We start from the raw sequence: 26,703 nt of genomic DNA, 5'->3' as shown, positions 1-26,703 counted from the left end.
CGCCGGGCGGCTAGGGGCGGCACATGCCCGCCCCGGCCATCAAACTGTGCGGTATCAACACCCCTGAAGCGCTCGACGCGGCGCTGGCGGCGTGTGCGGACTATGTCGGGTTCAACTTCTACCCGCCCTCACCGCGGTTCCTGGCGCTGGATCAGGCCGCCGCGCTGGGCGTCAGGGCCGAGGGGCGGATCACCCGGGTCGGGGTCTTCGTCGATGCCGATGAAGCCGCGATGGCCGAGGCAGCAGCGGCAGCGAGGCTCGACGCGGTCCAGTTGCATGGCGGAGAAAACCCCGAACGGGCCGCCCAGCTTGGCAGCCGGCTGGGACTGCCCGTTTGGAAAGTAATCAGCGTTGCCGGGCCGGACGATATTGCCCGGGCCGAGCGCTATCGCGAGGCCGTGCAACTGGTACTGTTCGATGCCAAGACACCCAAAGGCACCCTGCCCGGCGGTATGGGCCTGGTCTTCGACTGGAAGCTGCTCAGCAACTTGCGGCTCGGCCTGCCCTGGGGCCTCGCCGGCGGACTATCCGCCGACAACGTCGCCGAAGCCGCGCGGATTAGTGGTGCGCCGCTGGTCGATACCGCCAGCGGGATTGAAAGCGCACCCGGGGTAAAGGATCCGGACAAGATCGCCGCGTTCTGCAAAGCCGCCCGCAGCGCATAGCAAAAGGGCGGCCCGTTGCCGGACCGCCCTTTGCATGCCGTGTTGGCTTGCGGCTTAGAACTTGAAGCCGACGCCAGCGGTAGCCGCGTTGAGATCGCTGGCGGTGCTGTAGAAGAACCGGCGATAGGCCACCTTCACATAGATGTTGTCGGTGATCGAGTGCTGGTAGCCGCCGCCAAAGTGCACCGCACCGTCGCAGCCGTTGCAGGGTTCGGTGGTGTAGCCAGTGTCAACGAACAGCTTGCCCTTTTCGAGCACCTTGACACCGGCGCGGCCGGTGAAGCCGAAGGCAACCTTGGTGCCCGAGCTTCCGATCTTGTCGCCCGAAACTTCGAGACCCAGGAAGGCCTTGTCGTCAAGGTCGAAGTCATAGCCAGCGGCCATGCCCCAGAAATCTTCGCTGTTGGAACCGTCCCAAACGACACCGCCGCGCGCTTCAACGCGGGCTTCGCCAGCCATGGCGGGGGCAGCAACGGCAAGCGATGCAAGAACGGGCAGGATGAACTTCTTCATGGTTTGTAGTCCTCAAAATCAAAATCAGGTCGAAAGCTGGTTTCAGCCCTAACCACTGCACCGGTTAACAATCAACTGCCGTGTGACGTTTTGGAAACTAAATGTGCTGTTTCGGCAACATCCCCCGAATTGACCAGACGTGCAGATATGAAAAGGGCGGCCCGTTGCCGGACCGCCCCAATCGTTTGCTTGGCAGTGCGCTTAGAAGCGCACGCCAACGCCAGCTCCGAGAGCGTCCGCGCTGGGCACCAGGCCCTTTTCGAACAGGTGGCGATATTCCACCTTGACGTAAACCGGACCCGAAACGGTCTGTTCAGCGCCAGCACCGAGAGCCCACTGGCCTTCGCAGCCCGGGAAGTCGCAATACTTGGTGTTGTAGCCACCGTTGGCGTAAATACGGGTCTTTTCGCCGGCCTTCATGCCCAGGCGGGTGCTGAAGCCCCACGAAACGACAGTGTTGCTGGTGCCAATCTTGTCGCCCGACACTTCAACGCCAGCGAAAGCCTTTTCGCCGAGATCGAAATCGTAACCGGCAGCCATGCCCCAGACGTCTTCGCTGCCGCCGCCCGACCAGATCACGCCGCCGCGCGCTTCAACGCGAGCTTCGTTGGCCATGGCCGGGGTAGCGACGGCCAGAGTGGCCAGAACGGGAAGGATAAACTTTTTCATTTCAGATACTCCTGCAAAGGTTGTTGCGCCCCTTTGGTCTTATCGACGACGACTATTTAGGGGTTTCGAAGCTTAGCGCCAGATGAACGTGACGAAATAACCTCAATCAAACCTAGACCTGTGACATTGATGCAACATTTATTGTATGTTTCCGTCATCAACGGGGGGCACTTTGTAAAAATACGACATGCGGTCGTCAGGAATTTCTTAAGAAGAAGTTACCGGAACATGTCCAAAGTATGCGGAAAACCTAGATTCCGCCTAAGCCACTCAGGTCCTGTCGCTGACAAATGGTGCCGACATGTACAGCTTTCAATGCCCCTCTCCTGCGATCGCTTCGCGAGACCCATTTGCTGTTGCACCTACGCAACACCCCCGCACCGCTCAGCTTGTCATGCCGGGCCGCGCAATCCCGCGCGCAGGCTGGACTTCACCGCTCCACTCTGCCAAGCGCGGCACTGTCATGAACGCCGAGCACCAAAAAAATTCGTTCCGCAACCAACCTGACGACCGGGGCCATTTTGGCCAGTTCGGCGGGCGCTATGTTGCCGAAACGCTGATGCCGCTAATCCTCGACCTTGAGCGGGAGTACAACAAGGCCAAGGCCGACCCGGCTTTCCAGGCCGAGTTCGACGATCTGCTTGAACACTATGTAGGTCGGCCCAGCCCGCTCTATTTTGCTCCGCGCATCACTGAAGAACTCGGCGGCGCACAAGTGTGGTTCAAGCGCGACGAGCTGAACCACACCGGCGCGCACAAGATCAACAACTGCATCGGCCAGATCCTGCTGGCGATGCGGATGGGCAAGACCCGGATCATCGCCGAAACCGGCGCGGGTCAGCACGGCGTGGCCACGGCGACTGTCTGCGCGCGGTTCGGCCTGCCCTGCACCGTGTTCATGGGCGCGACCGACGTGGCCCGCCAGGCACCCAACGTGTTTCGCATGAAGCTGCTTGGCGCCGAAGTCCGCCCGGTTACCGCCGGAGCCGCGACGCTGAAGGACGCCATGAACGAGGCGCTGCGCGACTGGGTCGCGAACGTCCACGATACATTCTACATCATCGGCACCGCCGCCGGCCCGCACCCCTATCCAGAGCTGGTCCGCGATTTCCAGTCCGTGATCGGCCGCGAAGCCCGCGCGCAGATGCTGGCCCGCACCGGCCGCCTGCCTGACCTTTTGGTCGCGGCGATCGGCGGCGGCAGCAATGCGATCGGGCTGTTCCACCCGTTCCTCGACGATCCGAGCGTGAGGATGCTGGGCGTCGAAGCAGCCGGCTATGGCCTCGACAAGGACCACGCCGCTTCGCTAGCCGGCGGGCGCCCCGGCATCCTCCACGGCAACAAGACCTACCTGCTGCAGGACGAAGATGGCCAGATCATCGAAGGCCACTCGATCAGCGCGGGGCTCGACTATCCAGGGATCGGGCCGGAGCACGCCTGGCTGAAGGAAGTCGGCCGCGCCGAATATACCAGCGTAACCGATGACGAGGCGCTGGACGCCTTCCAGTTGCTGTGCCGGACCGAGGGGATCATCCCTGCGTTGGAACCCAGCCATGCGATCGCCGCAGTGAAGAAGATCGCGCCGACCATGGGCAAGGACCAGATCATCCTCGCCAACCTGTGCGGACGCGGCGACAAGGATATTTTCTCGGTAGCGGACCACCTGGGGGTGGAACTGTGAGCCGCCTGCAGTCCGCCTTCGCCAAGGGCCCTGCCCTCGTCACCTTCGTAACCGGCGGCGACGGACCGACCGACACCATTCTCGACGCGCTGGTCGAGGCCGGGGCCGATGTGATCGAGCTGGGCATGCCCTTCACCGATCCGATGGCCGATGGCCCGGCGATCCAGCAGGCCAATCTGCGCAGCCTGGGTGCCGGCACCAAGACCGCCGACATCATCCGCATCGCTGCTGATTTCCGCGCGCGCCATCCCGGCACCCCGCTGGTACTGATGGGCTATGCCAACCCGATGACGATCCGCGGGCCCGAATGGTTCGCCGACCAGTGCCGCAAGGCCGGCGTCGATGGCGTGATCTGCGTCGACATCCCGCCCGAGGAAGACCAGGAGCTGGGCCCGGCGCTGCGCGCGGCTGGCGTCAGCCTGATCCGCCTGGCTACCCCCACCACCGATGCAGCGCGGTTGCCGGCGGTGCTGGAGGGATCGTCAGGTTTTCTCTATTACGTCTCGGTTGCCGGGATCACCGGACTGCAGCAGGCCGCGCAGGCCAGCATCGAGGATGCTGTGGCCCGGCTGAGGGCCGCGACCGATTTGCCGATCGCGGTCGGCTTTGGCGTGCGCACCCCGGAACAGGCTGCGGCGATTGCCAAGGTCTCACACGGCGTGGTGGTCGGCTCGGCTTTGGTTGAGCTGGTCGGCCAGCATGGCGCCGATGCCCCAAAGGCGGTGTTCGACCTGACCAAGGCGCTTGCCGATGCCGTCCATTCCGCTAGGGAAAGCGCATGAGCTGGATTGATCGCGTTCGCAAAGCGCTGCCGTTCAAGGACAAGCGCGACACGCCCGACAACCTGTGGACGAGCTGCCCTTCGTGCAAGGAAATGCTGTTCACCAAGGAATACGAAGACAACCAGAGCGTCTGCCCGCGCTGCGATCATCATGGCCGGATCGGCGCCGACGCTCGCTTTGCGCACCTGCTGGACGAAGGCTTCACGATCCTTGAAACGCCCAAGGTCAAGGAAGACCCGCTGAAGTTCAAGGATTCGAAGAAGTACCCCGAACGACTCAAGGCTGCCCGCGCCGCCAATCCGCATCCCGATGCGCTGACCAATGCCGCCGGCACAATCGACGGACACAAGGTGGTGCTGGGCGTCCAGGACTTTGCCTTCATGGGCGGGTCGATGGGCATGGCAGTGGGGTCGACCTTCGTTGCCGGGATCGATCGCGCGATCAAGGACAAGTGCGGCTATGTGATCTGCACCGCCGCCGGCGGCGCGCGGATGCAGGAGGGTATTCTCAGCCTGATGCAGATGCCCAAGGCCACCGTCGCAATCAGCCGCCTCAGGCGTGCCGGCCTGCCCTACATCGTGGTGCTGACCGATCCGACCACCGGCGGGGTTACCGCTAGTTATGCGATGCTGGGCGATGTCCACATTGCCGAACCCGGCTGCTTGATCGGTTTCGCCGGCCAGCGCGTTATCCAGGACACGATCCGCGAAAAGCTGCCCGAAGGCTTTCAGCGTGCCGAATACCTGCACGAACACGGCATGGTCGACATGGTGGTGCACCGCCGCGAACTGAAGGCCACGCTGGCGAGCCTGCTTGACTACCTGACGGCAGCCAAGGCGGCCTGAGCCGCGTGAAGGACTTCGCCGTCTCCGACCACCCGCGCGTCCAGGCGCAGCTTGACCGGCTGGGGGCGCTGAGCCTGCCGACCGGGCGGCTGGGGCTGGAGGTGATCCATGAACTGCTGGCGCGGCTGGGCGATCCGCACAAGCATCTGCCGCCGGTGTTCCATGTTGCCGGGACCAACGGCAAAGGCAGCACCTGTGCCTATCTGCGGGCGATGCTGGAGGCCGAGGGCTACACCGTCCATGCTGCCACAAAGCCGCACCTGGTACGCTACAACGAACGCATCCGGGTGGCGGGCGAGCTGATTTCGGACGACCTGCTGGCCGACCTGTTGCAGGAAGTGCTCGATCTGGGCGAAGACCTCTCCCCCAGCTTCTTCGAAGTGACCACTGCGGCCACGTTCCTGGCCCTTCATCGCATTCCCGCCGACGCCTGCGTGATTGAGGTTGGCCTGGGCGGGCGGTTCGATGCGACCAACGTGCTCGATCATCAGGCCGCCTGCGGGATCGCCACCTTGGGGATCGACCATGAGAGTTTCCTGCTGGTGCCTGAAGATGGTGTGCCGCAGAAACCAATGTGCCGAATTGCCTTTGAGAAGGCCGGCATTGCGCGGCCCGGTGTTCCGCTGGTGACCCAGTCCTATGCACCGGACGTGACCAAGACGGTCATCGATCACGCCATGAAGGTCGGCGCCCGCACCGCGATCCGCGATCTCGATTGGATTGCCGAACTGGGTGAACAGATTAACTACCGCGACCGTGAGGGTGAACTCACCCTGCCCCTCCCTACCTTGGCGGGCAAGCACCAGGCCGACAATGCCGCGCTCGCCGTGGCGATGCTGCGCCACCAGTCGCAAGTTGCGGTTTCACCCGCAGCCATGGCCAAGGGCATCCGCGCCGCACGCTGGCCTGCCCGCTTGCAGCTGCTCGCCGATGGCCCGCTGACCGCTTTGGTGCCCGGGTGCAAGGTCTGGCTCGATGGCGGGCACAATGTCGATGCCGGATTGGCGATTGCCCGGCATTTTGCGGGTACTGCGCCGTTCCACCTCATCACCGGCATGCTTTCCAGCAAAGATCCGGCGGCGATCGTCGCGCCGCTCAAGGGCAGGCTTCTCAGCCTTTCAGTGGTGCCCGCCCCAGGGCATGAAGCGCACACGCCGGAAGAGATCGCGCGCCATGCTGACCTGCCGGTGCGCCCCTTCGTCGATGTTGAGGCCGCGCTTCGGGCTCTGCCGGGCGAAGGTGACGTGCTGATTGCCGGGTCGCTTTACCTGGCCGGGGAAGTCCTGCGGCTCAACCGGGAATTTCCGGACTGATCAGTGTAACGTTTCCGCGTTACCGTCCTTACCGCCACCTGCCGTTCCCATCGCGGCATCGACCAGGCCGGTACGGCTCATCCACCAGAATAGCAGAATGCCCGGTATCGCCAGTGCGGTGGTGAGCAGATAGAAACTCACATACCCCATCTGCTCGATCATTCCGCCTGCGGTAGTCCCGGTAACGAATCGCCCGATCACACTCGCGCCCGCCGAGATCAGCGCATACTGCGCAGCGGTAAATCGCAAGTCGCACAGAGCTGAGAAGTAGGCCACGACAACCACCCCGCCGAAACCGGAAGCCGCATTTTCAAATCCGATCGCCGCCGCCATGCCAATATTCGAATGCCCCGCCGCTGCCAGTGCGGCAAAGCTGAAGTTGGAAATGCACATCAAAACCAATGCCAGCAGCACTGATCGTTTCAGCCCCATCCGGGCATAGGCCACACCGCCTATGAAAATCCCAATCAGGTACGCCCAGAACCCAACCCCGACGTCCCAAAGCGCAATTTCTTCGTTGCTGAAGCCAAGATCGTCGAACAGCAGCCGGAAGGTCAGGTTAGCGAGGGTATCTCCGATCTTGTGAACCAGGATGAATGCCAGGACCAACACGGCCCCGCTGCGCTGAAAAAACTCGGCGAATGGCCCGGCAATCGATTGCCAGACTTCTGCCAGGCCTTTGCGTGCCGTCGGCTCGCGATGCCGTTGCGGTTCACCCAGCACCAGCGCGGTCAACATCGCCGGCAGCGCAAAGACGGCGCAGGCCAGGTAGGCATTGCTCCACCCACTCTTGGCGGCGACCACCAATGCCAGGGCCCCAGCTCCGGCAGACCCTATCCGCCAGCCATATTGCGACATGCCCGACCCAACACCCAACTGTTCAGGCTTAAGGGTTTCGATGCGATAGGCATCGATCACGATATCAAAGGTAGCTCCTGCAATGCCGACCAGGATCGCGGCAGTCGCCGTCGCAGCGATATCCGCAGTCGGATCAACCAGCGCCAGGTTGACGACTGCGGCAATCACCATGGTGCCCGCAACCAGCATCCAGGACACTCGTTGCCCCATCCGGCCGATCAACGGCAAACGCACGCCATCGACGATCCAGGCCCAGAACACCTTTAGGTTGTAAACCAGGAAGGCCAACGTGAAAGCGGTTACCGTCTTCTTGTCGATCCCATCCTGCGCCAACCGGGTCGTCAGGGTTGCGCCGATCATCGCATAAGGGAATCCCGAAGACACCCCGACGAAAAACGCGGCCAGTGATTCCTTTTCAAGATAGGGGTGCAGCGCCGGGACCCGTCGGGCCAACAGTGCAATGGCGACCACGCAGCCTGCGATGATCCAGAATGTGGCAGACAAGGCGGCGTCCCCTTCAAATCTCTGATGAATTTGTGAGCGAACCTAGCGCCGAAATGCGCTATGCCTAGTCCCTATGGACAGGACATCCACGCTTCCCGGAACTCGCCCGACAGATGGGCAGCTTGCCCTGGCGGAACTGATCGCCACTGGCTGCGCGCGCAGCAATCAGGCGATCGCCACGGTCCCAGCATCGGTCTATACCGATCCGTGCTATTGGGACCGCGAGCAGGCGCTGATTTTTGCCCGGGCACCGCAGGTGATTTGCCCCTCGGCGCTGTTGCCGCAGCCGAACATGGCGGTCCCGCACGATGCCACCGGCAAGCCGCTGCTGGTGACTCGCGACGATCAGGGCGAAATCCACGTCTTCCTCAACGTCTGCCGCCATCGCGGCACCCGCCTGGTCGAAGGTGACGCGGCGCAATGTTCCAAGCGGATGACTTGCCCGTACCACGCCTGGACCTTTTCAACCGACGGGCGCCTGCTCGCCCTGCCCCGCGCGGATATTTTCCCCGGGCTCGACAAGTCCGACTTTGGCCTGGTCGAATTGCCCAGCTGCGAGGCCGGAGGGCTGATCTGGTACGCACCGCGCAGCGATGCCGATTTCATGCTGGCCCGCGAACTGGGACGCGATTTCGATGCTTTCGCGATGCGCGGCCTGCACCTGTTTCGCCGTCATACGCATGATGTTGCTTCCAACTGGAAGCTGATCATGGACGCCTTCCTGGAAAGCTACCATGTCGCGCGGCTTCACGCCGCGACGATCGGGCCCTTCTTCAAGGACGGCGTGACCAGCGGCGATTGTCTGGGTCCGCACCAGCGCAGCCTGGTCTGCCGAGCCGAGGAACTGGAAGGTGTCGACCTTGCCGATATGACCGCGCTGCGCCGGATCGGCACTTTCGCCTACCAGCTGTTCCCGGCCACGGTGCTGGTGATCAGCCCCGATTACATCAACGTGATGACGCTGTGGCCGCAGGGGCATGACCGCACCCTGGTCGAGGATTTCATGCTGATCCCCGAAGCACCGCGCGACGACAAGGCCCGCGATCACTGGGAACGCAGCTGGCGCCTGCTCGATGGTGGCGTTTTCGCCAGTGAGGATTTCCGCGCCGCCGCGCTCGGCCAGCAGGGCCTGGCCAGCGGCGCGATCAGCGAACTGACGCTGGGCACGCTGGAAGGCGGGATCCGCCGGTTCCACGAAATCTGCGAAGAGCAGATGGCACTGGCCGAGGGGTGACGCAGCGCCGCTTTGCGCCTATGGGCCGGGCATGACCAAACCAGACGCTCCCCGTGAGGGTGACCGCATTGCGAAATTGCTGGCCCGCGCCGGCATTGCCAGCCGCCGCGAAGTCGAACGGATGATCGCCGAAGGGCGGGTAAAGATCGGCGAGGAGGTGGTGACCACCCCGGCCACGCTGCTGACCAGCCTGAAGGGCGTCAGCGTTGACGGCAAGCCGGTCAAGGCACCCGATCCGGCACGGCTGTTCGCCTTTCACAAGCCGGCCGGGCTGATCACTGCCGAACGCGATCCCGCCGGGCGGCCGACAATCTACAACGCGCTGCGCAATGCCCTGCCCAAGGATGCCGGCCGGGTGATGCCGGTCGGCCGGCTCGACTTCAACACCGAAGGGCTGCTGCTGCTGACCAACGATGGCGGGCTGAAGCGGGCGATGGAGCTGCCTTCCTCCGGCATTCCGCGTACCTACCGCGCGCGAACTTTTGGCGATGTCACGCAGGACCAGCTCGAGGGGCTGATCGAGGGAGTGGAGATCGACGGGATCCGCTATGGCCGGATCGATGCCAACCTAGAACGCTCAACCGGGCGCAATCGCTGGATAGAGGTGACCATTACCGAGGGCAAGAACCGCGAAGTTCGCCGGGTTCTGGAGCATCTCGGGCTGGAAGTCAGCCGCCTGATCCGCACCGCCTATGGCCCGTTCGAGCTGCTCGACCTGCCGCGTGGTGCGGCAGTAGAAATTCGGCCGCAGGATGTCGAGCGATTCATGGGCAGTCTCAAGCTGGGCGCCTCCAGCAGTGCGCCGCGCCAGGGGCATGAGCATGCCCGCAACCGGGTTCTGCGCAAGGGCCGCAAGTGAGGATCGTCGCTGGCGAATGGCGCGGGCGCAAGCTGGTTGCGCCGGTTGGGGACACCACCCGCCCCACCGCCGATCGCACGCGTGAGACGCTGTTTTCGATGCTGGTCAGCCGGCTTGGCTCGTTCGAGGGGCTGGCGGTGGCTGACCTGTTCGCCGGTTCGGGTGCGCTGGGGCTTGAGGCACTGTCGCGCGGCGCGGCGAGCTGCATCTTCGTTGAGCAGGACGCTCCAGCGATCCGCGCTTTGCGCAGTAATATCAGTAATTTGCAGACCCAGGCCCGAAGCGATGTGCGGGCCAGTTCGGTGCTTTCGCTGGGCCCCGCCAAGGCTCCGCTCGACCTCATCCTGCTCGACCCACCCTACCATTCGGGGGCTGGCGCGGTGGCGATCGAAAAGCTGCGGCGGCTCGGCTGGATCGGTCCGCAGACCTGGATCAGCCTGGAAACCGCCGTCGACGAAGAACCGCGGGTCAAGGGGCTCGAATTCGCGGTCGATCGCAAGGTCGGCAAGGCCCGGCTGACGCTGTTTACCGCGCCGAGCGAGCCAGGCTGACGCCCACGAAAGTCAGGATTCCCGCGGCGGAGAGCAGCAGTCCGATCGATCCGCCCATTCCGATGTTGGTCATCTGCTTGGCGAGCAACGGGGTGACCGCCCCGCCGAGAATTCCGCCGGCATTGAACGCGACTGAAACGCCACTGTAGCGTACCTCAACGGGGTACAAACCGGCCAACCAGCCCCCCAAGGGGCCATAGACGAAGCCCATCGTGAACAGCGCGAGCGAGAGCGTGGCGAAGACCGCTTGGGCCGATCCGGATTGCAGCCCGGGGCCGAACAGCAGGCCCACCACGATGGTACACAAGGCCCCCACCAGCAGCACACGGGCGGCACCAAACCGGTCGGCCAATGTTGCCGCGAGCACGATCCCCAGTGCCAGGAAGAAATTTGCCCCCAGTTGCAGCAGCAGGAACTGCTCGCGGCCATAGCCGAGCTGCCGGGTGCCCAGATCGAGCGCGAAGGCGGTCGAGAGATAGAACAGCGCAAAGCAGGCCACCACCCCGGCGCTGCCCGCCAGCACCGCACCCCAGTGATGGCGCAGCAGAGTGCCCAGCGGCACCGCCGGCGGCGGGCGATGCGCCAGCGCCTCGCGGAAAGCGGGAGTCTCGCTGAGGTTGAGCCGCACCCACAGGCCGATCGCGACCAGCACGATCGAGGCCAGGAACGGCACCCGCCAGCCCCAGCTCAGGAAATCGGCGTCGGACAGGTTCATCCCCAGCACCAGGAACAGCCCGTTGGCAGCCAGGAACCCCACCGGCGCGCCCAGTTGCGGCGCGGCGCCAAAGCGGGATTCCCAGCCCTTGGGCGCGTTCTCCACCGCCAGCAGCGCCGCCCCGCCCCATTCACCGCCCAGGCCAAAGCCCTGGCCAAAGCGCAGCAGGCAGAGCAGCAGCGGCGCGACGAACCCGGCACTGGCATAGCCCGGCAGGAACGCCACCAGCAGCGTCGATCCGCCCATCAGCAACAGCGAGGCAACCAGCGTCGCCTTGCGCCCCACCCGGTCACCGAAATGGCCAAAGGCCACCGCGCCGATCGGCCGGGCCAGGAAAGCGATTCCGAACACCATGAAGGCCTGCACGCCCTGCGCTTCGGGGCTGCTGGCCGGAAAGAACAGCGCCCCGAACACCAGCGCCGTCGCGGTCGCGAAAACGTAGAAGTCATAGAATTCAACCGCCGTCCCGGTGAGGGCAGCGGTCAGGACGCGAGCGTTCTGGCGGATCGGGTTCATGCCCGATAGCGGGTTGCCGCCCGCCGCGCCGCTGTCAACCGAAACCCGCCGCGCGCCCTTGCGTCGCAAGGCAATGTTCCCTAGTTGTTCACCGGTGCAACCACCCGCCGAATCCCTGCCCGACCCGCTGCTTGACGGGTTGAATGCCCCGCAGCGCGAGGCTGTGCTGACCACGCAGGGGCCGGTGTTGATGCTGGCCGGGGCCGGTACCGGCAAGACCGCGGCGCTGACTGCGCGGCTTGCCCATATCATCCGCAGCCGGATGGCCTGGCCCAGCGAGATCCTGTGCGTCACCTTCACCAACAAGGCCGCGCGCGAGATGAAGGAGCGGGTCGGCCGGCTGCTTGGCCCGGGGGTGGAGGGTCTGCCCTGGCTGGGCACTTTCCATGCCATCGCCGCCAAGCTGCTGCGCCGCCATGCCGAACTGGCCGGGTTGCAATCGAACTATACCATCATCGATACCGACGATCAGCTGCGCGTGCTCAAGCAGCTGATCCAGGCCGAAGGGCTCGATGAAAAGCGCTGGCCCGCGCGCCAGCTGGCGCAATGCATCGATCGCTGGAAGAACAAGGGCCTCAATCCTGAAGACCTCTCCGCCGCCGATGCCGAAGCCTATGCCAATGGCCAGGGGCAGAAATTCTACCGGCTTTATCAGGACCGGCTGAAGGCGCTCAATGCCTGCGATTTCGGTGATCTGTTGCTGCACATGCTCAACGTGCTCAGGAAGCACCGCGACGTGCTGGAAAGTTACCAGCAGCGCTTCAAATATATCCTGGTCGATGAATACCAGGACACCAACCAGGTTCAGTACCTGTGGCTGCGGCTGCTGGCGCAAGGGCACAAGAACATCTGCGTGGTGGGCGACGACGATCAGTCGATCTATTCATGGCGCGGCGCAGAAGTGGCCAATATCCTTAAGTTCGAAAAGGATTTTCCCGGCGCCAAGGTGATCAAGCTGGAGCAGAACTATCGCTCCACCCCCGATATCCTGGCCGCCGCATCGGGCCTGATCGACGCCAACAGCCAGCGGCTGGGCAAGACCTTGTGGACCGACCGCAATGGCGGCGACAAGGTGCGGGTGATCGGCGTCTGGGACGGGCCCGAGGAAGCGCGCCGGGTGGGCGACGAGGCCGAGCGGCTGGAACGCGAAGGCGCATCGCTGGCCGAGCTGGCGATCCTGGTTCGCGCCCAGTTCCAGACCCGTGAGTTCGAAGACCGTTTCATCGCGATCGGCCTGCCTTACAAGATCGTCGGCGGTTTCCGGTTCTATGAACGCGCCGAAATCCGCGATGCCCTCGCCTACCTGCGGCTGATCGCCCAGCCGAGCGACGACCTGGCGTTCGAACGGATCTACAACACCCCCAAGCGCGGCCTGGGCGACAAGGCACTGGAAAAGATGCACCGCCACGCCCGGTCTCGCGGCGTCCCGCTGAGCCTGGCGGCGGTCGAGCTGGTCGATACCGACGAATTGCCGCCGCGCGCGCGCAACACGCTGTTCGCCTTCATGCGCGATGTCGCGCGCTGGCGCGATCTTGCCAGGCAGACCACGCCCGCAGAACTGGCGCGGACCGTGCTGGACGAAAGTGGCTACACCGCCGCGCTGCAGGCCGAAAAGAGCGCGGAAAGCGCAGGGCGCCTGGAGAACCTGGCCGAACTGGCCCGCGCGATGGAAGACTATGAGACGCTGGGCGATTTCCTCGAACACGTCAGCCTGGTGATGGACAACGACGCGGCCGACGACACCGAAAAGCTGACCATCATGACGATCCACGCCGCCAAGGGGCTGGAATTCGATCACGTCTATCTGGTCGGCTGGGAAGAAGGCGTGTTCCCCAGTCAGCGCGCGCTCGACGAAGGCGGGCTGGCCGCGCTGGAGGAAGAACGCCGCCTCGCCTATGTCGCGATCACCCGCGCGCGGCGCGCGGCGACGATCCTTCATGCCGCCAACCGGCGGATCTATGGCCAGTGGACCAGCTCGATCCCCAGCCGCTTCATCGCCGAACTGCCCGAAGCCCACATCATGCAGGAAACCACGCTGTCAGGCGGGGCTTCGCTGTGGCGCGCACAGTGGAGCGAGGCGAGCGATCCCTTTGCCCATGTCGCCAGGGCCCAGCCCGCCCGCACCGTGACCCGCGGCCCCGGCTGGCAACGGGCCAGCGCCCGCGAATACGATCCCACCCCGCGCCGCCTGCCCGAAGCCACCCGCAGCGCCGCCAGCTTCGCCGCCAAACCGCGCGGCGATGTCGGCGTGGGGGTGCGGGTGTTCCACGAAAAGTTCGGCTACGGCGTGGTGACTTCGCAGGAAGGCAACAAACTGGAGATCGAGTTCGAAAACGCCGGGCCGAAGCGGGTGATCGACAGCTTTGTGAAGCTGGCGGAGTAGGCCCTCAAGATCCTCTCCAAATTCGCCGAATGGCGCATTTGGGGAGGAGGCAGCGGCGTCTAGCCGCTGACGGAGGGGTATCGACGCTGGCCTTGAAGCCTCTCCGTCAGCCGCCTGCGGCGTCTGCCACCTCCCCATTTGTGGCAGAGGCCAAAAATGGAGAGGATCTAAAAAGTTCAGCTTTCCTTCGCGCACAGAGAATTGCAACTTTGCGAGCACCAGCAAAGGTTGTGCTTGAAGAGTTTGAAGTCGCTGTCGCGCGAATTGTCGAAGTTGGTAAAGGGCGCGTCAAACCGGCGGAGTGATCACCGCGCGTACCCCTCCACCATCAGCTATGCGGATGGTCCCCCTCCCCGTAACGGGGAGGATTACAGCGCCGAAACGCCCAGGAAGCTTGGCACCGGGCCGTTCCATACACCCGGTTCGTCCTGCTCTTCGGCCTGGCGGCGGTCATCGCGGCGGGGCGGCTTGGTGCCGTCGCGCTTGGGGCGATCCTGGCGAGGCTTTTCGGCGCGCGGCGCTTCTTCCCGATCCTTCCGCTCTTCGCGCGGGGCACGTTCGCTGCGCGGTTCGCGCTTGGGCCTGTCTTCCCGCTTGGGCTTCTCTTCGCGGCGGGGCCGCTCTTCGCGCGGGCCCTTCCCTTCCAGCACCACTTCGAACACCGGAACCTTGCCGCCGGTCAGCTTTTCGACGTTCTCGATCGCTTCCTGATCTTCAGGCGCAACCAGGGTGAAGGCGCGACCGGTGGCGCCGGCGCGGCCGGTGCGGCCGATGCGGTGGACGTAATCGTCCGGGTGCCAGGGGGTGTCGAAGTTGAAGACGTGGCTGACGCCCTTGATGTCGAGCCCGCGTGCGGCAACGTCCGAGCAGACCAGAATGTTGACCGCGCCATCCTTGAACCGCTGCAATTCGGCCAGACGCTGCGGCTGGTCCATGTCGCCGTGGATTTCGGCGCTGGCAAAGCCGTGGCGCTGCAGGCTCTTGTTCAGTTCGCGCACCGTGGTCTTTCGGTTGCAGAAGATCATCGCGGTTGCGACATCGTCAGTCTTGAGCAGGTGCCGCAACACATCGCGCTTCACCCGGCTTGAGGCGACCGGCACCTTGTGCTGGGCGATGTTGGTGTTGGTGGTGGCGGGGCGGGCAACCTCGATATATTTGGGGTTGCTCAGGAACTTGTCGGCCAACTTCTTGATCGGCGGCGGCATGGTCGCGCTGAACAGCAGAGTCTGGCGGTTGGCGGGCAGCTTGGAACAGATCGTCTCGATATCGGGGATGAAGCCCATGTCGAGCATCCGGTCGGCCTCGTCGATCACCAGCAGATCGCAGCCGGTCAGCAGGATCTTGCCGCGTTCAAACAGGTCCATCAGCCGGCCCGGGGTGGCGATCAGCACATCCACGCCTTCGTTGAGCGCCTTGACCTGATCACCCATCTGCACGCCGCCGATCAGCAGCGCCATCTTGAGATCGTGGTTGACCCCGTAGAGCGCGAATTCATCGGCGACCTGGGCGGCCAGTTCACGGGTCGGTTCCAGGATCAGGCTGCGCGGCATCATCGCGCGGCGGCGGCCGTGGGCCAGAACATCGATCATCGGCAGCACGAAGCTGGCAGTCTTGCCGGTGCCGGTCTGCGCGATCGCGATCAGATCCTTCATCATCAGCACGCTGGGGATCGCCTGGGCCTGGATCGGCGTAGGCGCGTCGTACCCCTTCGCGGCAACCGCGCTGAGCAATTCGTCTGACAGGCCGAGATCGGCAAACTTCATAAGCGCTTCTTCAATGCAGGAGGAAATTCTGTGGTTTGGCCCTGAATGCCCCGGCCGAACACGCGCGCGCCCTAGGCGCATTGGGCGGCAGGAGTCAAGGAATCGCGCGTGTTATGCGCAGGTTTCAGCCGCCCAACTGGATGATCTGCTTGAACCCGCTGATCTGGCACGAGGCCCCCGTGCGCGAGAGCAGCGCATCGCGGCTGACGCAGACCTGCCCATCGGCGTTGGGCTTGACCAGGAAGCCCGAATAGAACTGACGGGCCTGGCAACCCTTTTCCAACTGGGCAGTGATCATCCGGTTGTCGCGCAGGATCAGCAGCAGCGAGCTGTTGGTAACCGGCTGGACCCCGAAAATCGCGTTGATCGGCAGGCACTTGCCAAACTTCCGCTCGATAAAACGCGGTTCTACCGTGTTGTCGAAACCGGGCGCGAAAAAGGCCGACTGCATCGGTGCGGGGGCCGGGCGCGGGCTGATCCGGACTGTCACGCTTTGCTGGATCGAAACCTGCTCGGCCACCGGCGCCGCCGCCGGATCAACCGACGGGTAGGCGCCCTGCGGCGACACGTCCCCGCCCAGGGCAGGAAGCACCATCACCAGTGGCGCAAGCAGTTGCACGACAGGATTCATCGACCCGTTATATAACCCCGATCCTTGAACCACCGCTTAACCCGCTGGCGCGCGGATTCAAGCCCCTCTGGCCCTGTCCCCCCGGCTTGTGCCATAGCCGGGTTGCAATGAACGGACCCGACCAGACCTTTCTTGATGCCGCCGCCGCGCTGCTAGGCCCGCGCGGGTTCACGCAGGATCCCGATTTGCTGGCGCCGTGGCAGACCGATTGGCGCGGGCGCTATACCGGGCAGGCCTGCGCCCTCGCCTCGCCCGCCGATGCGGCTGAAGTGGCAAAACTGATGCGGCTGTGCGCCGCGCACCGGGTGGCAATCGTGCCGCAGGGCGGCAACAGCGGCATGTCGGGCGGCGCCACGCCCGATGCCAGCGGACGGCAATTGCTGCTCTCGCTGCGGCGGCTCGACACGATCGGGCCGGTCGATGTGGAGGCGCGGCAGGTAACCTGCGGCGCCGGTGTGATCCTGCAGCACCTGCACACCGCCGCCGAGCAGGCCGGCTTGCGCTTTCCGCTCAGCCTGGGCGGCAAGGGATCGGCGACGGTCGGCGGGCTGATCTCGACCAATGCCGGGGGCACGCAGGTGCTGCGGCACGGCTCGATGCGGGCCATGGTGCTGGGGATCGAGGCGGTGCTGGCCGATGGCTCACGCTGGACGTCGCTCACCCCGCTCAAGAAGGACAATCGCGGCTTTGACCTCAAGCAGCTGTTCATCGGCGCGGAAGGCACGCTGGGGGTGGTTACCGCCGCGACGCTGGCGCTGGCCCCGGCACTCGCCGGGCGGCGGGTGGTCTGGGCCGGGGTGGGCTCGATCGAGCAGGCCCGCAAGCTGCTGGTCCTGGCCGATCGCGCGGCGGGAACCACGCTTGAAGGGTTCGAGGTGATCCCGGACAGCTGCCTGCACGCCGTGCTGGCCCACCTGCCCCAGGCCCGCGCGCCGCTGGCCGGATCGCACGCCTGGCACGCGCTGATCGAGCTGGCGAGCGAAGATCCGGACTGCGATCTTGATGCCCTTGCGCTGGACCTTCTCGAACAGGCCGCCGGGCAGACCCTGCTGGAGGATGCGACAATCGCCGCCTCGGAAGGCCAGGCCGAGGCCTTCTGGACGCTGCGCGAATCGATCTCCGCCGCGCTGCGCGCCAAGGGGGCGGCGGTGCAGCATGATATTGCCGTGCCGGTGCCCGACATGGCCGGTTTCATCGCCATGGCGATCCCGGTGATCGAGGCCGAGTTCCCCGGCTGCCGGGCCTTTGCGTTTGGCCACCTGGGCGATGGCAATGTCCATTTCCACGTTACCGGCCCGGCCGGCGCGGTGCGCGGCGAATGGGAAGAAGCCCAAGGCAAGGCCGCCAGCCGCCGGGTCCATGACCTCGTCACCCAGTGGCACGGGACCATTTCCGCCGAGCATGGCATCGGCCAGATGAAGCGCGATGAACTGGCGCGGCTGGGCGATCCGGTGGGGCTGGCGATCATGGCCAGCGTCAAGGCCGCGCTCGATCCGCTGGAGCTGATGAATCCCGGCAAGCTGCTGGCGCTTGCGCCCGGCGGCTCCAGCGCCTAAAGGCGCGGTTTCGCGCCGGGCGATCCGGCAATTCTGTTGCACTTACCGGAGATTACCCATGGCCAGCGCGCCCCAAGCCGCCAACCTGCCGATGTTCTACCAGGACCTGATGCCGCTCAACAGCCGCGATCACGCGAACTGGAGCAGCCGCACCACCGAAAACGCCAAGTGGCTGGTCGGCCAGCACGCGATTCCGCTGACTGCAGAGGAATTCGTCCACGCCTCGCGCCACTATCCGGTGATCTTCTCGATCAGCGACAACCCGGTGCCGCTGGCGCTGATGGGCCTGAACGAAAACGTCAACGTGTTCTTCGACGATGACGGCAAGCTGAGCACCCCGGTCTATGTCCCGGCCTATGCCCGCCGCTATCCCTTCATGCTGGCGAAGCTGACTCCGGACACCGAAGAGCTTTCGCTGTGCTTCGATCCCACCAGCGATCTGGTTGGCGAATTCCCGGAAGGCACGGCGCTGTTCAACGGTGCCGAACCCAGCGAAGCCTGCCAGGCGACGCTGGAATTCTGCCGCAACTTCGAGGAAGCCGGCTTCCGCACCACCGCCTTCGTGGAAGAACTCAAAAAGCTCGACCTGCTGATGGACGGCGAAGTTTCGATCCAGCAGCAGGGCAACGACCAGCCGTTCGTCTATCGCGGCTTCAAGATGATCGACCAGGAAAAGCTGCGCGAACTGCGCGGTGATGTGCTGCGCACGCTGAACCAGAACGGCATGCTGGCGCTGATCTATGCCCACCTGTTCAGCCTTGAACACATGAGCGAAGTGTTCGGCCGTCAGGTCCAGCAGGGCAAGGGCCCGGTCCCGGCACCTGCCGCCTGATCGAGTCGTAACGCCGAAGTATTGGGCGCGGTTCCGGCAAATAGCCGGAATCGCGCCTTTTCATTCGTATGCGCAAGACTTCGCTTGCGCCCGAAATGCATCAGGCCTATTTTAACCACCGTCTGGCTGCAGCTTCCCTCATGGCTCAGTTGGACATGGTGCGCGCAAGCGTACCTCCTCCCTGAACCTTGGCCACCTCGTGCTCCCTGCACGAGGTGGTTTTTTCTTGGGTTTGAGATTTTTCCACTGACGTGGAAACAACACCGGCCCGTTTCAGCGAAGCGGAAAGAAATCCCTATTCGGCCGCGTTGGCCCACGGCTGGCCGCCAAGCCGGCCCAGGTCCGCCACCTCGCCCGCCAGCCGCCGAACCAGCCCGGAAAGCAGGCCGACTATCCCGGCAAAGCCCGCCCCCGGTTCAACCATGCGCGCATCGAGATAGCTTGACCGATCGATCTCCAGCTGCAGGGCGTGGATGCCTTCATCCGGGCGGGCATGGCGTTCCAGCACATAGCCACCGGCATAGGGCCGGTTGTGCGCGGTGCCGCGCCGCATTTCCGCGAAATAGCCAAAGCAGCTGCCGACCAGCGAGCCGTGGCATGTCGCGCCAAACCGATCCCCCAGCACAAATTCTGGCGCAGCCTGCCCGCCCCTGAAGCCCAGCGGCGGCATCGAATGCAGGTCGATCAACAAGGCGGCCCCCCACCGGTCGCGCAGCGCGGTCAGCGTTTCAGCCAGACAGGCATGGTACGGCGCATGGATCGAATCGATCCGTGTGGACAGGTCTTCCTGCTCGTGTCGGCGCTTCCACAACTCGCCCAGTCCCGGCAGGCGGCGCGGGATCAGGCCCAGCCCGCTGCGCACCCGCATCCCGGGGGTGTAGCTGCCGAGGTTGTCGGGCCGGCCCCGGGCGAACATATCCCAGTCAACATCGTCGGTCGCGCGGTTGAGGTCGATCATCGCGCGCGGCGCGTGGGCCACCAGCAGACTGGCGCCGGTTTCGCGCGCGACCTGTTCGGCCAGCCGGTCAACATAGCGGTCTTCCAGCTTGAGCGCGGCAAACCCGGGATTGCGCATCCGTTCCAGCAGCGATCCCGGATATGCCCGCCCGGCATGCGGCACCGCAATCAGGACCGGCAATTCGGACGGCTCACGCGCGGACAGCGAGAAGGCCGGAATCCCGTTGGCACCCGGGATCGATCCCCCTTCGCGGCGCCGCGAATCGCCTGATCTGTCAGAACCCGATTCCATCCAGACTTGCTGGCCGCACTGGCGGTTTGTGTCAAAGTAAGTCAGCCCGGAAATGCAGGCGAGATTGTTAACCCGAAGGGTGTATAGAACCTGCCGAACGCGCCAAAACGCGCACAGTACAACACCAGCGACCAGGGATAAGCGCTCAATGATCCGCATCCTTCTTGCCGAAGACGAAGAGGCCATGCGCACTTACCTGGCCCGCGCGCTGGAAAACGCCGGCTATGATGTGACCGCGGTTGATCGCGGTACCCTGGCGGTTCCGCTGCTGGAAGATGGCGAATACGATCTGTTGCTGTCGGACATCGTCATGCCTGAAATGGACGGGATCGAGCTGGCCCAGCGCTGCGCCGAAATAAGCCCCAAGACCAAGGTGATGTTCATCACCGGATTTGCCGCCGTGACCCTGAAGGCCAGCCGCGAGGCACCGCAGGCCAAGGTGCTGTCCAAGCCCTTCCATCTCAAGGATCTGGTGCTGGAAGTGGAACGAATTTTCGGCCAACAGGCACAGGCGTCGATCTAGGCCTTGCCAATCCCCGGGAGCGCGGCTAATGGCGCTCCCCTGTCAGGGGCGACGGCCCCTGGCAGACCTGAATGGTGCGGGCGTATAGCTCAGTGGTAGAGCACTATGTTGACATCGTAGGGGTCGCAAGTTCAATCCTTGCTACGCCCACCATCAGGACTCAAAAGGGCGGCCATCAGGCCGCCCTTTTTGCATTTGGCTCCCCTCCCGCCTGCGGGAGGGGTCGGGGGAGGGAATGTTGGCGTGGGCTGGAACAGGCCCTCCCCTTGCCCCTCCCGCAAGCGGGAGGGGGATTTGGAGAGCGGCTTGCTGCGCTCGCCGCGCTGCTTCTACTTGCCCTTCCAGTTGGGCTTGCGCTTTTCGGCGAAGGCCGCTGCGCCTTCGCGGGCGTCTTCGCTGACGAACACCGGCATCACGATCGCGCCCTGGTTGGTCCACATGTCCTGATCGCTCCAGGTGTGCGACTGGCGAATCACTGCCTTCGAGGCGATCAGCGCCAGCGGACCGTTGGCAGCGATAGCGCGGGCCAGTTCCTTGGCCCCTTCGATTGCCGGACCTTCGACCACCCGGTTGACCAGGCCCAGATCATAGGCGCGCTGGGCGTCGATGAAATCGCCGGTCAGGGCCAGTTCCATCGCGATCCGCGGCGGGATCTGGCGCGGCAGCTTGATTAGCCCGCCGGCAGCAGCAGCCAGGCCGCGCTTCGATTCCGGAATCCCGAACTTCGAACCCGAGCTGGCCACGATCAGATCGCAGCTGATCGCCAGTTCCAGCCCGCCGGCCAGCGCATAGCCATCAACCGCGGCAATCACCGGCTTGCTGGGGGTCCATTCGGTCAGCCCGCCAAAGCCGCGTCCTTCGATGCTGGGCCGTTCGCCGCGCAGAAAGCCCTTCAGATCCATGCCTGAACAGAAAGTGCCATTCGCGCCGGTCAGGATCGCACAGCGCAGGTCACCATCGGCTTCAAGCCGGTCCATCGCCGCTGCGATCCCTTCGGCCTGGGCCTTGTTCATCGCATTCTTGGCTTCGGGCCGGTTCATCGTGACGATCAGCACGCCGTCTTCGACTTGGGTCAGGACGGGATTTTCCTCGCTCATGGTCTTGGTCCTCTCGTTGGGTCTTTAACCGTTCGATTAAAGCGCCACAGGCTTTGCGTCCAGCCCTTACTTGCGCGCGACAATCGACCTGCTAAGGGGACCCTTGAAACACCTTCCCCGGGAAAGAGAGCAGCATGGCCAAGATCAAGGTGAAGAACCCGGTCGTCGAACTCGACGGCGATGAAATGACCCGCATCATCTGGCAGTGGATCCGCGAACGCCTGATCCTGCCCTACCTCGACATCGATCTGAAGTATTACGATCTCGGCGTCGAAAAGCGCGACGAGACCAACGACAAGATCACTGTCGATGCCGCCAATGCGATCAAGCAGTACGGCGTGGGCGTGAAGTGCGCCACGATCACCCCGGACGAGGCCCGGGTCGAGGAATTCAAGCTCAAGAAGATGTGGAAGAGCCCGAACGGCACGATCCGCAACATCCTGGGCGGCGTGGTGTTCCGCGAACCGATCGTGATGCAGAACGTGCCCCGCCTGATCCCGGGCTGGACCGATCCGATCGTGGTCGGCCGTCATGCCTTTGGCGATCAGTACAAGGCGACCGACTTTGTCGTGCCCGGCCCCGGCAAGCTGCGGCTGGTCTGGGAAGGTGACGATGGCAGCAAGATCGACGAGGAAGTGTTCCACTACCCCTCGCCCGGCGTGGCGCTCGCCATGTACAACCTTGACGATTCGATCCGCGATTTCGCCCGCGCCAGCTTCAACTATGGGCTGGGCCTGGGCTGGCCGGTGTACCTCAGCACCAAGAACACCATCCTCAAGGCCTATGACGGGCGCTTCAAGGACCTGTTTGCCGAAGTGTTCGAAACCGAAGGTTTCAAGGAAAAGTTCGACGCCGCCGGGATCGTTTACGAACACCGTCTGATCGACGACATGGTCGCCTCCGCGCTCAAGTGGTCGGGCAAGTTCGTCTGGGCCTGCAAGAACTATGACGGCGACGTCCAGTCTGACCAGGTTGCCCAGGGCTTCGGCTCGCTGGGGCTGATGACCTCGGTGCTGATGACCCCGGATGGCAAGACCGTTGAAGCCGAAGCCGCCCACGGCACTGTGACCCGCCACTACCGCCAGCACCAGCAGGGCAAGCAGACCAGCACCAACCCGATTGCCAGCATCTTCGCCTGGACCCGGGGGCTGATCTATCGCGGCAAGTTCGATGACACCCCCGATGTGGTGCGCTTTGCCGAAACGCTGGAACGCGTCTGCATCGATACCGTCGAAGGCGGCCAGATGACCAAGGACCTGGCGATCCTGATCGGCCCCGACCAGCCGTGGCTGACCACCGAGGGCTTCTTCGAAGCGATCGTGCAGAACCTCGAAACCGAGATGAAGAACTGGCAGTGACCAAACGCTGGCGCCAGGGCATGCTGGGAATTGCAACGCTGGTTGCAATTGCACCGTTTCTGGCGCCAGAGGTTCTGGCCTTTCCCTACAAGCAGGAATTCGGCGCCGATCACGTCTGGTCCACCGCACCAATCCCCACCGCACGCATGTCGGCAATCCTGACTGATGCGAACACGCGAGTTGCGAAAAGCCCGCTTGCCAGTGGCAGCGAGGGGCGGCGGATATTCCTCACAGACGGTGGCTGGCGCTGGCGTGTCCTGGCACTGCAATCCCATTTCGCGTTCGGATTGACCCGTGCTCTTCGTGAAGACGTGATACTCAATCGCACTGACGTGCAATCCGACAAAGTCAACAACGGTCTGGGCGATGGCCGGACCAGAACGATCACTGGTGTGATCGCGCACGAAAAATGCCATGGCATGGAGCGACGCCATTTCGGCAACTTTGTGGATATGACCAAGCCCGTTTGGTTGCGTGAGGGCTATTGTGATTATGTCGCACGGGAATCGACACTCAATGCGGACGAAGTCGCAGCAATGAAGAAGTCCGACCCGAACAATCCCGCCCTGCCCTATTACGAAGGCCGGACCAGGGTCACGGCGATCTTGGAGGCCAACGGCGGCGACGTAGACGAGCTCTTTGCCCAGACGCGCTAGCCTGCCATAGTCGCACTATGGCCGAACCGACCACCATTGCCGCAAGTTCCTCACTATCCGATGCGCTGGTGATCCTGGGGGCAGCGGGCATCGTGATCCCGCTGTTTGCGCGCTTTCGCATAACGCCGGTAATCGGGTTTATCCTGGTCGGGATTCTGGTTGGCCCGTTCGGGCTGGGCGGTCTGGCGGTGAGCAATCCCTGGCTGGGCTGGGTGACGATCAGCGATCCGGTGCGGCTGGAACCCTTCGCCGAATTCGGGATCGTGCTGCTGCTGTTCTCGGTCGGGCTGGAACTGTCGTTCAAGCGGCTGTGGGCGATGCGGCAGGAAGTGTTCGGGCTGGGCGCAAAGGAGCTTTTTGGCAGTGCGATGCTGATCGCGCTGGTCCTGATGGTCCTGGGCAATTCGCTGGCCACGGCGCTCGCGCTGGGGCTCGCACTGGCCCTGTCCAGCACCGCACTGGTGCTGAAGATCGCTGGCACCAGCACCCCGGTCGGGCGGTCGGCACTGGCCATGCTGTTGTTCGAGGATATCGCGCTGGTGCCGATCATCTTCCTGCTCGGCGCGCTGGGCCGCGGCGATCAGGCCGGCGACCTGGGGGCTATTTTCAACACGCTGGTGCTGGGCAGCCTGGTGCTGGTCGCGTTGCTGGGCGGCGGGCGCTTCCTGCTGCCCAAACTGTTCGACCAGGCGGCACAGACCAAAAGCCCGGAACTGTTCTTTGCGGTCAGCCTGCTGGTGGTGATCGGCGCCTCGCTGGCAACCGGCGCGGTCGGGCTCTCGCCAATCGTCGGCGCGCTGGTCGCCGGACTGCTGATTGCCGAGACCGAATATCACGGCGAAGTCGAAGCGATGATCGCCCCGTTCAAGGGTCTCGCGCTGGGGGTGTTCCTGATCACTGTGGGCATGGGGCTGAACCTGGGTATGGTCTGGGACCGGCTGGGTGAGGTCCTGCTGGCTACCGCGCTGGTGCTGGGCGCCAAGGCGCTGGTCACCGCATTGCTGCTGCGCCTGTCGGGCGCGCGTGCGGGCACCGCGACCGAGGCAGGAATCCTGCTGGCCAGCCCGTCCGAAACCACCCTGATCGTGCTGGGTGCCGCCGAAGCCGGCAAGCTGATCCTGCCCAGCGCGGCGCAGTTCTGGGAAGTGGTCACCGCGCTGGGGCTGACCATTACCCCGATCCTGGCGATCGCCGGACGCTGGGCCGCGCGGCAGGTCGATCATGCCATGCAGCCCGGCAGCGACGAAGCGCTTGCCCCGCACCACGCGATTGTCGTGGGCTGCGGGCGCGTGGGCCGGCTGGTGGCCGAACTGCTGGTAGAGCACGACCAGCCTTATGTGATGATCGATGTCGATCCCGAACTGGTCAAGGAAGCGCGCGGCTTCGGGCTTTCGGCGCGCTTTGCCGATGCCGCCCGGCCCGATGCGCTGGAGCGGCTGGGGCTGGACGAGGCGACTGCGGTGATCCTGACGATGGACCAGCCGGTGGTCGCCCAGCGGCTGGTCCGCCGCCTGCGCGCCGCCCAGCCGGGCCTACCGATCATCGCCCGTGCGCGCGATGCCAGCCACGCCGCCGAACTCTATCGCGCCGGAGCCAGCCACGCGGTGCCCGAAACGCTCGAAAGCTCGCTGCAATTGTCAGAGGCGGTGCTGGTCGATCTGGGAGTGGCGATGGGCCCGGTAATCGCCTCGATCCATGAAAAGCGCGACCAGATGCGTGCGCTGATCATGGAACAGGGCGAGCTGGACGAGATGCCCAAGCTGAAGAGCACGTCCTTGCGCGAGCGCAGCCAATCCTGAATGACCAGCCGGTAAAATTGCAGAGCCCGCCTTTGGCGCTGGCTTAGCGCCGCGCAGTTACACCCCGCAGCCGATCCAATCAGCCTGCGGGGAATCCATGCCAAGCCGCCTAGCCCGTTCCGCCATTGCCGCCCTGCTGCTCGCCGCCCCTGCGCTGGCCAATTCCGGCCGCGCGCCGGGATCCCATGACCGGCCGGAACACCCTTCGGGCCCGGCCCCGGCCCACGCTGGCAGCGCTCCGCACTGGAGCTACAGCGGCGAAGGCGGTCCCGACAGCTGGGGCGCGTTGGCGGATGAGTTCAAGACCTGCAAGCTGGGCCGGATGCAATCGCCGATCGACCTGGGCGGCGCCGACATCGAAGGGCGGATCAGCGTGCGCGCGAACTACCGCCCGGGGCAGATGAGCATCCTCAACAACGGCCATACGGTGCAGGTGAATTTCCCCGACGGCTCGATCCTGTCGAGCGGGATTTCACACTACAAGCTGGTGCAGGTTCACTTCCACACCCCTTCCGAAGAGACTGTCTATGGCGTGCCCTACCCGATGGTCGCGCATTTCGTGCATGCCGATCATGCCGGCAATCTCGCGGTGCTGGGCGTGCTGTTCGAGGAAGGCGCACACAATCCCGAGCTCGACAAGGTCATCAAGGCTGCCCCCCGCCAGCAGGCGGCCGCGCATGTCGTGGGTGGGGTTACACTCGATCCGGCCCGACTGCTGCCCGCCAGCCTCGCGGTGTGGCGCTATGACGGTTCGTTGACCACCCCGCCCTGCAGCGAGGGCGTGCGCTGGCATGTTGCAATCCAGCCGGTCACGGCCAGCGCTGCCCAGATCGCGGTACTTCACGCGATTGTCGGTGATAACGCCCGCCCGATCCAACCGCGCAACGGACGGCTGCTGGTCGCCGGGGTGAACTGACGGAAACAGGGAATGGCCAAGCGGGCTGGTGCCTTGCGAGAAGACATCTCATGCACCAACGCTCACCAGGCCCACTCGATTTTTTGCACCGGGTCTCACTGCATCCCGACGAGAGCAAGGGCAAGATTTCGCGTCCGCAATGTGACGACTGCATCATATGAAATGTTCAAAGCGGCAGCGAAGCCAAGCGTTGTAGCACGAGCCCTTGGAACCGGAACTTAGCAATCCGGCGAAC

The 26,703-nt window shown here is 64.3% G+C and carries 24 protein-coding genes and 1 tRNA gene; 17 read left to right on the top strand and 8 right to left on the bottom strand.

Features of this window, described 5'->3' with window-relative positions:
* The first annotated feature begins 23 nt into the window (after positions 1-23).
* A complete protein-coding gene (locus tag IT549_RS06545) occupies positions 24-665 on the top strand; it encodes a phosphoribosylanthranilate isomerase (protein ID WP_292971059.1) in 642 nt (213 codons plus the stop codon).
* A gap of 54 nt (positions 666-719) precedes the next feature.
* On the opposite strand, the gene IT549_RS06540 is transcribed toward IT549_RS06545, so the two are convergent.
* Both IT549_RS06540 and IT549_RS06535 read right to left on the bottom strand, forming a co-directional pair.
* The gene (locus IT549_RS06540; protein WP_292971058.1) at positions 720-1,178 is read right to left on the bottom strand and encodes a hypothetical protein; all 459 of its coding nucleotides are present in this window, start codon (positions 1,176-1,178) and stop codon (positions 720-722) included.
* Positions 1,179-1,379: 201 nt separating this feature from the next.
* A complete protein-coding gene (locus tag IT549_RS06535; RefSeq protein WP_292971057.1) occupies positions 1,380-1,847 on the bottom strand; it encodes an outer membrane beta-barrel protein in 468 nt (155 codons plus the stop codon).
* 463 nt (positions 1,848-2,310) lie between these two features.
* On the opposite strand from IT549_RS06535, the gene trpB reads away from it, so the two are divergent.
* From trpB to IT549_RS06515, 4 genes are read left to right on the top strand one after another with little or no spacing between them, the layout of a single operon-like run.
* Entirely contained in the window at positions 2,311-3,528 is a 1,218-nt protein-coding gene (trpB, locus tag IT549_RS06530; RefSeq protein WP_292971122.1) for a tryptophan synthase subunit beta, read from the top strand.
* Positions 3,525-4,310: a tryptophan synthase subunit alpha gene (gene trpA / locus IT549_RS06525; RefSeq protein WP_292971055.1), complete on the top strand. Its 786-nt coding sequence runs from the start codon at positions 3,525-3,527 to the stop codon at positions 4,308-4,310. The genes trpB and trpA overlap by 4 nt, the downstream gene beginning before the upstream one ends.
* Positions 4,307-5,155 (top strand): acetyl-CoA carboxylase, carboxyltransferase subunit beta, encoded by an 849-nt coding sequence (gene accD, locus IT549_RS06520; RefSeq protein ID WP_292971053.1) that lies wholly within the window; start codon positions 4,307-4,309, stop codon positions 5,153-5,155. The genes trpA and accD overlap by 4 nt, the downstream gene beginning before the upstream one ends.
* A gap of 5 nt (positions 5,156-5,160) precedes the next feature.
* Positions 5,161-6,468 carry a folylpolyglutamate synthase/dihydrofolate synthase family protein gene (locus tag IT549_RS06515; protein WP_292971051.1) on the top strand — a complete coding sequence of 436 codons (1,308 nt, stop codon included), beginning with the start codon at positions 5,161-5,163 and terminating at the stop codon, positions 6,466-6,468.
* On the opposite strand, the gene IT549_RS06510 is transcribed toward IT549_RS06515, so the two are convergent.
* On the bottom strand, positions 6,469-7,788 hold the full coding sequence (locus tag IT549_RS06510) for an MFS transporter (RefSeq protein WP_292971120.1): 1,320 nt from the start codon (positions 7,786-7,788) through the stop codon (positions 6,469-6,471).
* A gap of 115 nt (positions 7,789-7,903) precedes the next feature.
* On the opposite strand from IT549_RS06510, the gene IT549_RS06505 reads away from it, so the two are divergent.
* Genes IT549_RS06505 through rsmD form a run of 3 tightly spaced genes read left to right on the top strand, consistent with a single transcriptional unit; the run spans position 7,904 to position 10,474 of the window.
* Positions 7,904-9,064 carry an aromatic ring-hydroxylating dioxygenase subunit alpha gene (locus tag IT549_RS06505; RefSeq protein ID WP_292971049.1) on the top strand — a complete coding sequence of 387 codons (1,161 nt, stop codon included), beginning with the start codon at positions 7,904-7,906 and terminating at the stop codon, positions 9,062-9,064.
* A 31-nt stretch (positions 9,065-9,095) separates the two neighbouring features.
* Positions 9,096-9,923 carry a pseudouridine synthase gene (locus IT549_RS06500; RefSeq protein WP_292971047.1) on the top strand — a complete coding sequence of 276 codons (828 nt, stop codon included), beginning with the start codon at positions 9,096-9,098 and terminating at the stop codon, positions 9,921-9,923.
* Positions 9,920-10,474: a 16S rRNA (guanine(966)-N(2))-methyltransferase RsmD gene (gene rsmD / locus IT549_RS06495; protein WP_292971045.1), complete on the top strand. Its 555-nt coding sequence runs from the start codon at positions 9,920-9,922 to the stop codon at positions 10,472-10,474. The genes IT549_RS06500 and rsmD overlap by 4 nt, the downstream gene beginning before the upstream one ends.
* Here the strand turns inward: rsmD and IT549_RS06490 are convergent.
* Positions 10,449-11,705 carry an MFS transporter gene (locus tag IT549_RS06490; protein ID WP_292971118.1) on the bottom strand — a complete coding sequence of 419 codons (1,257 nt, stop codon included), beginning with the start codon at positions 11,703-11,705 and terminating at the stop codon, positions 10,449-10,451. The two genes, rsmD and IT549_RS06490, sit on opposite strands and share 26 nt — an antisense overlap.
* Positions 11,706-11,778: 73 nt before the next feature.
* Between IT549_RS06490 and IT549_RS06485 the strand changes: the two genes are divergently transcribed.
* Positions 11,779-14,088, top strand: coding sequence for a UvrD-helicase domain-containing protein (locus IT549_RS06485; RefSeq protein WP_292971116.1), 2,310 nt, complete (start codon positions 11,779-11,781; stop codon positions 14,086-14,088).
* 368 nt (positions 14,089-14,456) lie between these two features.
* On the opposite strand, the gene IT549_RS06480 is transcribed toward IT549_RS06485, so the two are convergent.
* Both IT549_RS06480 and IT549_RS06475 read right to left on the bottom strand, forming a co-directional pair.
* Positions 14,457-15,851, bottom strand: coding sequence for a DEAD/DEAH box helicase (locus tag IT549_RS06480; protein WP_292971043.1), 1,395 nt, complete (start codon positions 15,849-15,851; stop codon positions 14,457-14,459).
* 124 nt (positions 15,852-15,975) lie between these two features.
* Positions 15,976-16,446 carry a hypothetical protein gene (locus IT549_RS06475; protein WP_292971041.1) on the bottom strand — a complete coding sequence of 157 codons (471 nt, stop codon included), beginning with the start codon at positions 16,444-16,446 and terminating at the stop codon, positions 15,976-15,978.
* Between the two features lie 143 nt (positions 16,447-16,589).
* Here IT549_RS06475 and IT549_RS06470 point away from each other — a divergent pair, with 143 nt between their 5' ends.
* Entirely contained in the window at positions 16,590-18,038 is a 1,449-nt protein-coding gene (locus IT549_RS06470) for an FAD-binding oxidoreductase (protein ID WP_292971038.1), read from the top strand.
* 58 nt (positions 18,039-18,096) lie between these two features.
* Positions 18,097-18,870: a SapC family protein gene (locus IT549_RS06465; RefSeq protein WP_292971036.1), complete on the top strand. Its 774-nt coding sequence runs from the start codon at positions 18,097-18,099 to the stop codon at positions 18,868-18,870.
* A 295-nt stretch (positions 18,871-19,165) separates the two neighbouring features.
* On the opposite strand, the gene IT549_RS06460 is transcribed toward IT549_RS06465, so the two are convergent.
* Positions 19,166-20,119, bottom strand: coding sequence for an N-formylglutamate amidohydrolase (locus IT549_RS06460; RefSeq protein WP_292971033.1), 954 nt, complete (start codon positions 20,117-20,119; stop codon positions 19,166-19,168).
* A 148-nt stretch (positions 20,120-20,267) separates the two neighbouring features.
* Between IT549_RS06460 and cpdR the strand changes: the two genes are divergently transcribed.
* Positions 20,268-20,642 (top strand): cell cycle two-component system response regulator CpdR, encoded by a 375-nt coding sequence (gene cpdR, locus IT549_RS06455; RefSeq protein WP_292971031.1) that lies wholly within the window; start codon positions 20,268-20,270, stop codon positions 20,640-20,642.
* A gap of 78 nt (positions 20,643-20,720) precedes the next feature.
* Positions 20,721-20,795, top strand: a tRNA-Val gene (locus IT549_RS06450).
* A gap of 176 nt (positions 20,796-20,971) precedes the next feature.
* Here IT549_RS06450 and IT549_RS06445 read toward each other — a convergent pair.
* Entirely contained in the window at positions 20,972-21,739 is a 768-nt protein-coding gene (locus tag IT549_RS06445; protein WP_292971028.1) for a crotonase/enoyl-CoA hydratase family protein, read from the bottom strand.
* Between the two features lie 134 nt (positions 21,740-21,873).
* Here IT549_RS06445 and IT549_RS06440 point away from each other — a divergent pair, with 134 nt between their 5' ends.
* The 4 genes from IT549_RS06440 (at position 21,874) to IT549_RS06425 (ending at position 26,468) form a co-directional block, all read left to right on the top strand.
* Positions 21,874-23,097, top strand: coding sequence for an NADP-dependent isocitrate dehydrogenase (locus IT549_RS06440; protein ID WP_292971025.1), 1,224 nt, complete (start codon positions 21,874-21,876; stop codon positions 23,095-23,097).
* On the top strand, positions 23,094-23,753 hold the full coding sequence (locus IT549_RS06435; RefSeq protein WP_292971022.1) for a hypothetical protein: 660 nt from the start codon (positions 23,094-23,096) through the stop codon (positions 23,751-23,753). The genes IT549_RS06440 and IT549_RS06435 overlap by 4 nt, the downstream gene beginning before the upstream one ends.
* Positions 23,754-23,770: 17 nt before the next feature.
* Positions 23,771-25,552: a cation:proton antiporter gene (locus IT549_RS06430; RefSeq protein WP_292971019.1), complete on the top strand. Its 1,782-nt coding sequence runs from the start codon at positions 23,771-23,773 to the stop codon at positions 25,550-25,552.
* Positions 25,553-25,649: 97 nt separating this feature from the next.
* Complete coding sequence (locus IT549_RS06425) at positions 25,650-26,468, top strand: carbonic anhydrase family protein (RefSeq protein ID WP_292971016.1); 819 nt, start codon at positions 25,650-25,652, stop codon at positions 26,466-26,468.
* Positions 26,469-26,703 lie beyond the last annotated feature (235 nt).

Origin of the sequence: Novosphingobium sp. (assembly GCF_020852455.1) — a bacterium.
Classification (GTDB): Bacteria; Pseudomonadota; Alphaproteobacteria; order Sphingomonadales; family Sphingomonadaceae; genus Novosphingobium.
Note: the sequence above shows the minus strand (reverse complement) of the source record. Positions and strands in the feature narration are given on the sequence as shown.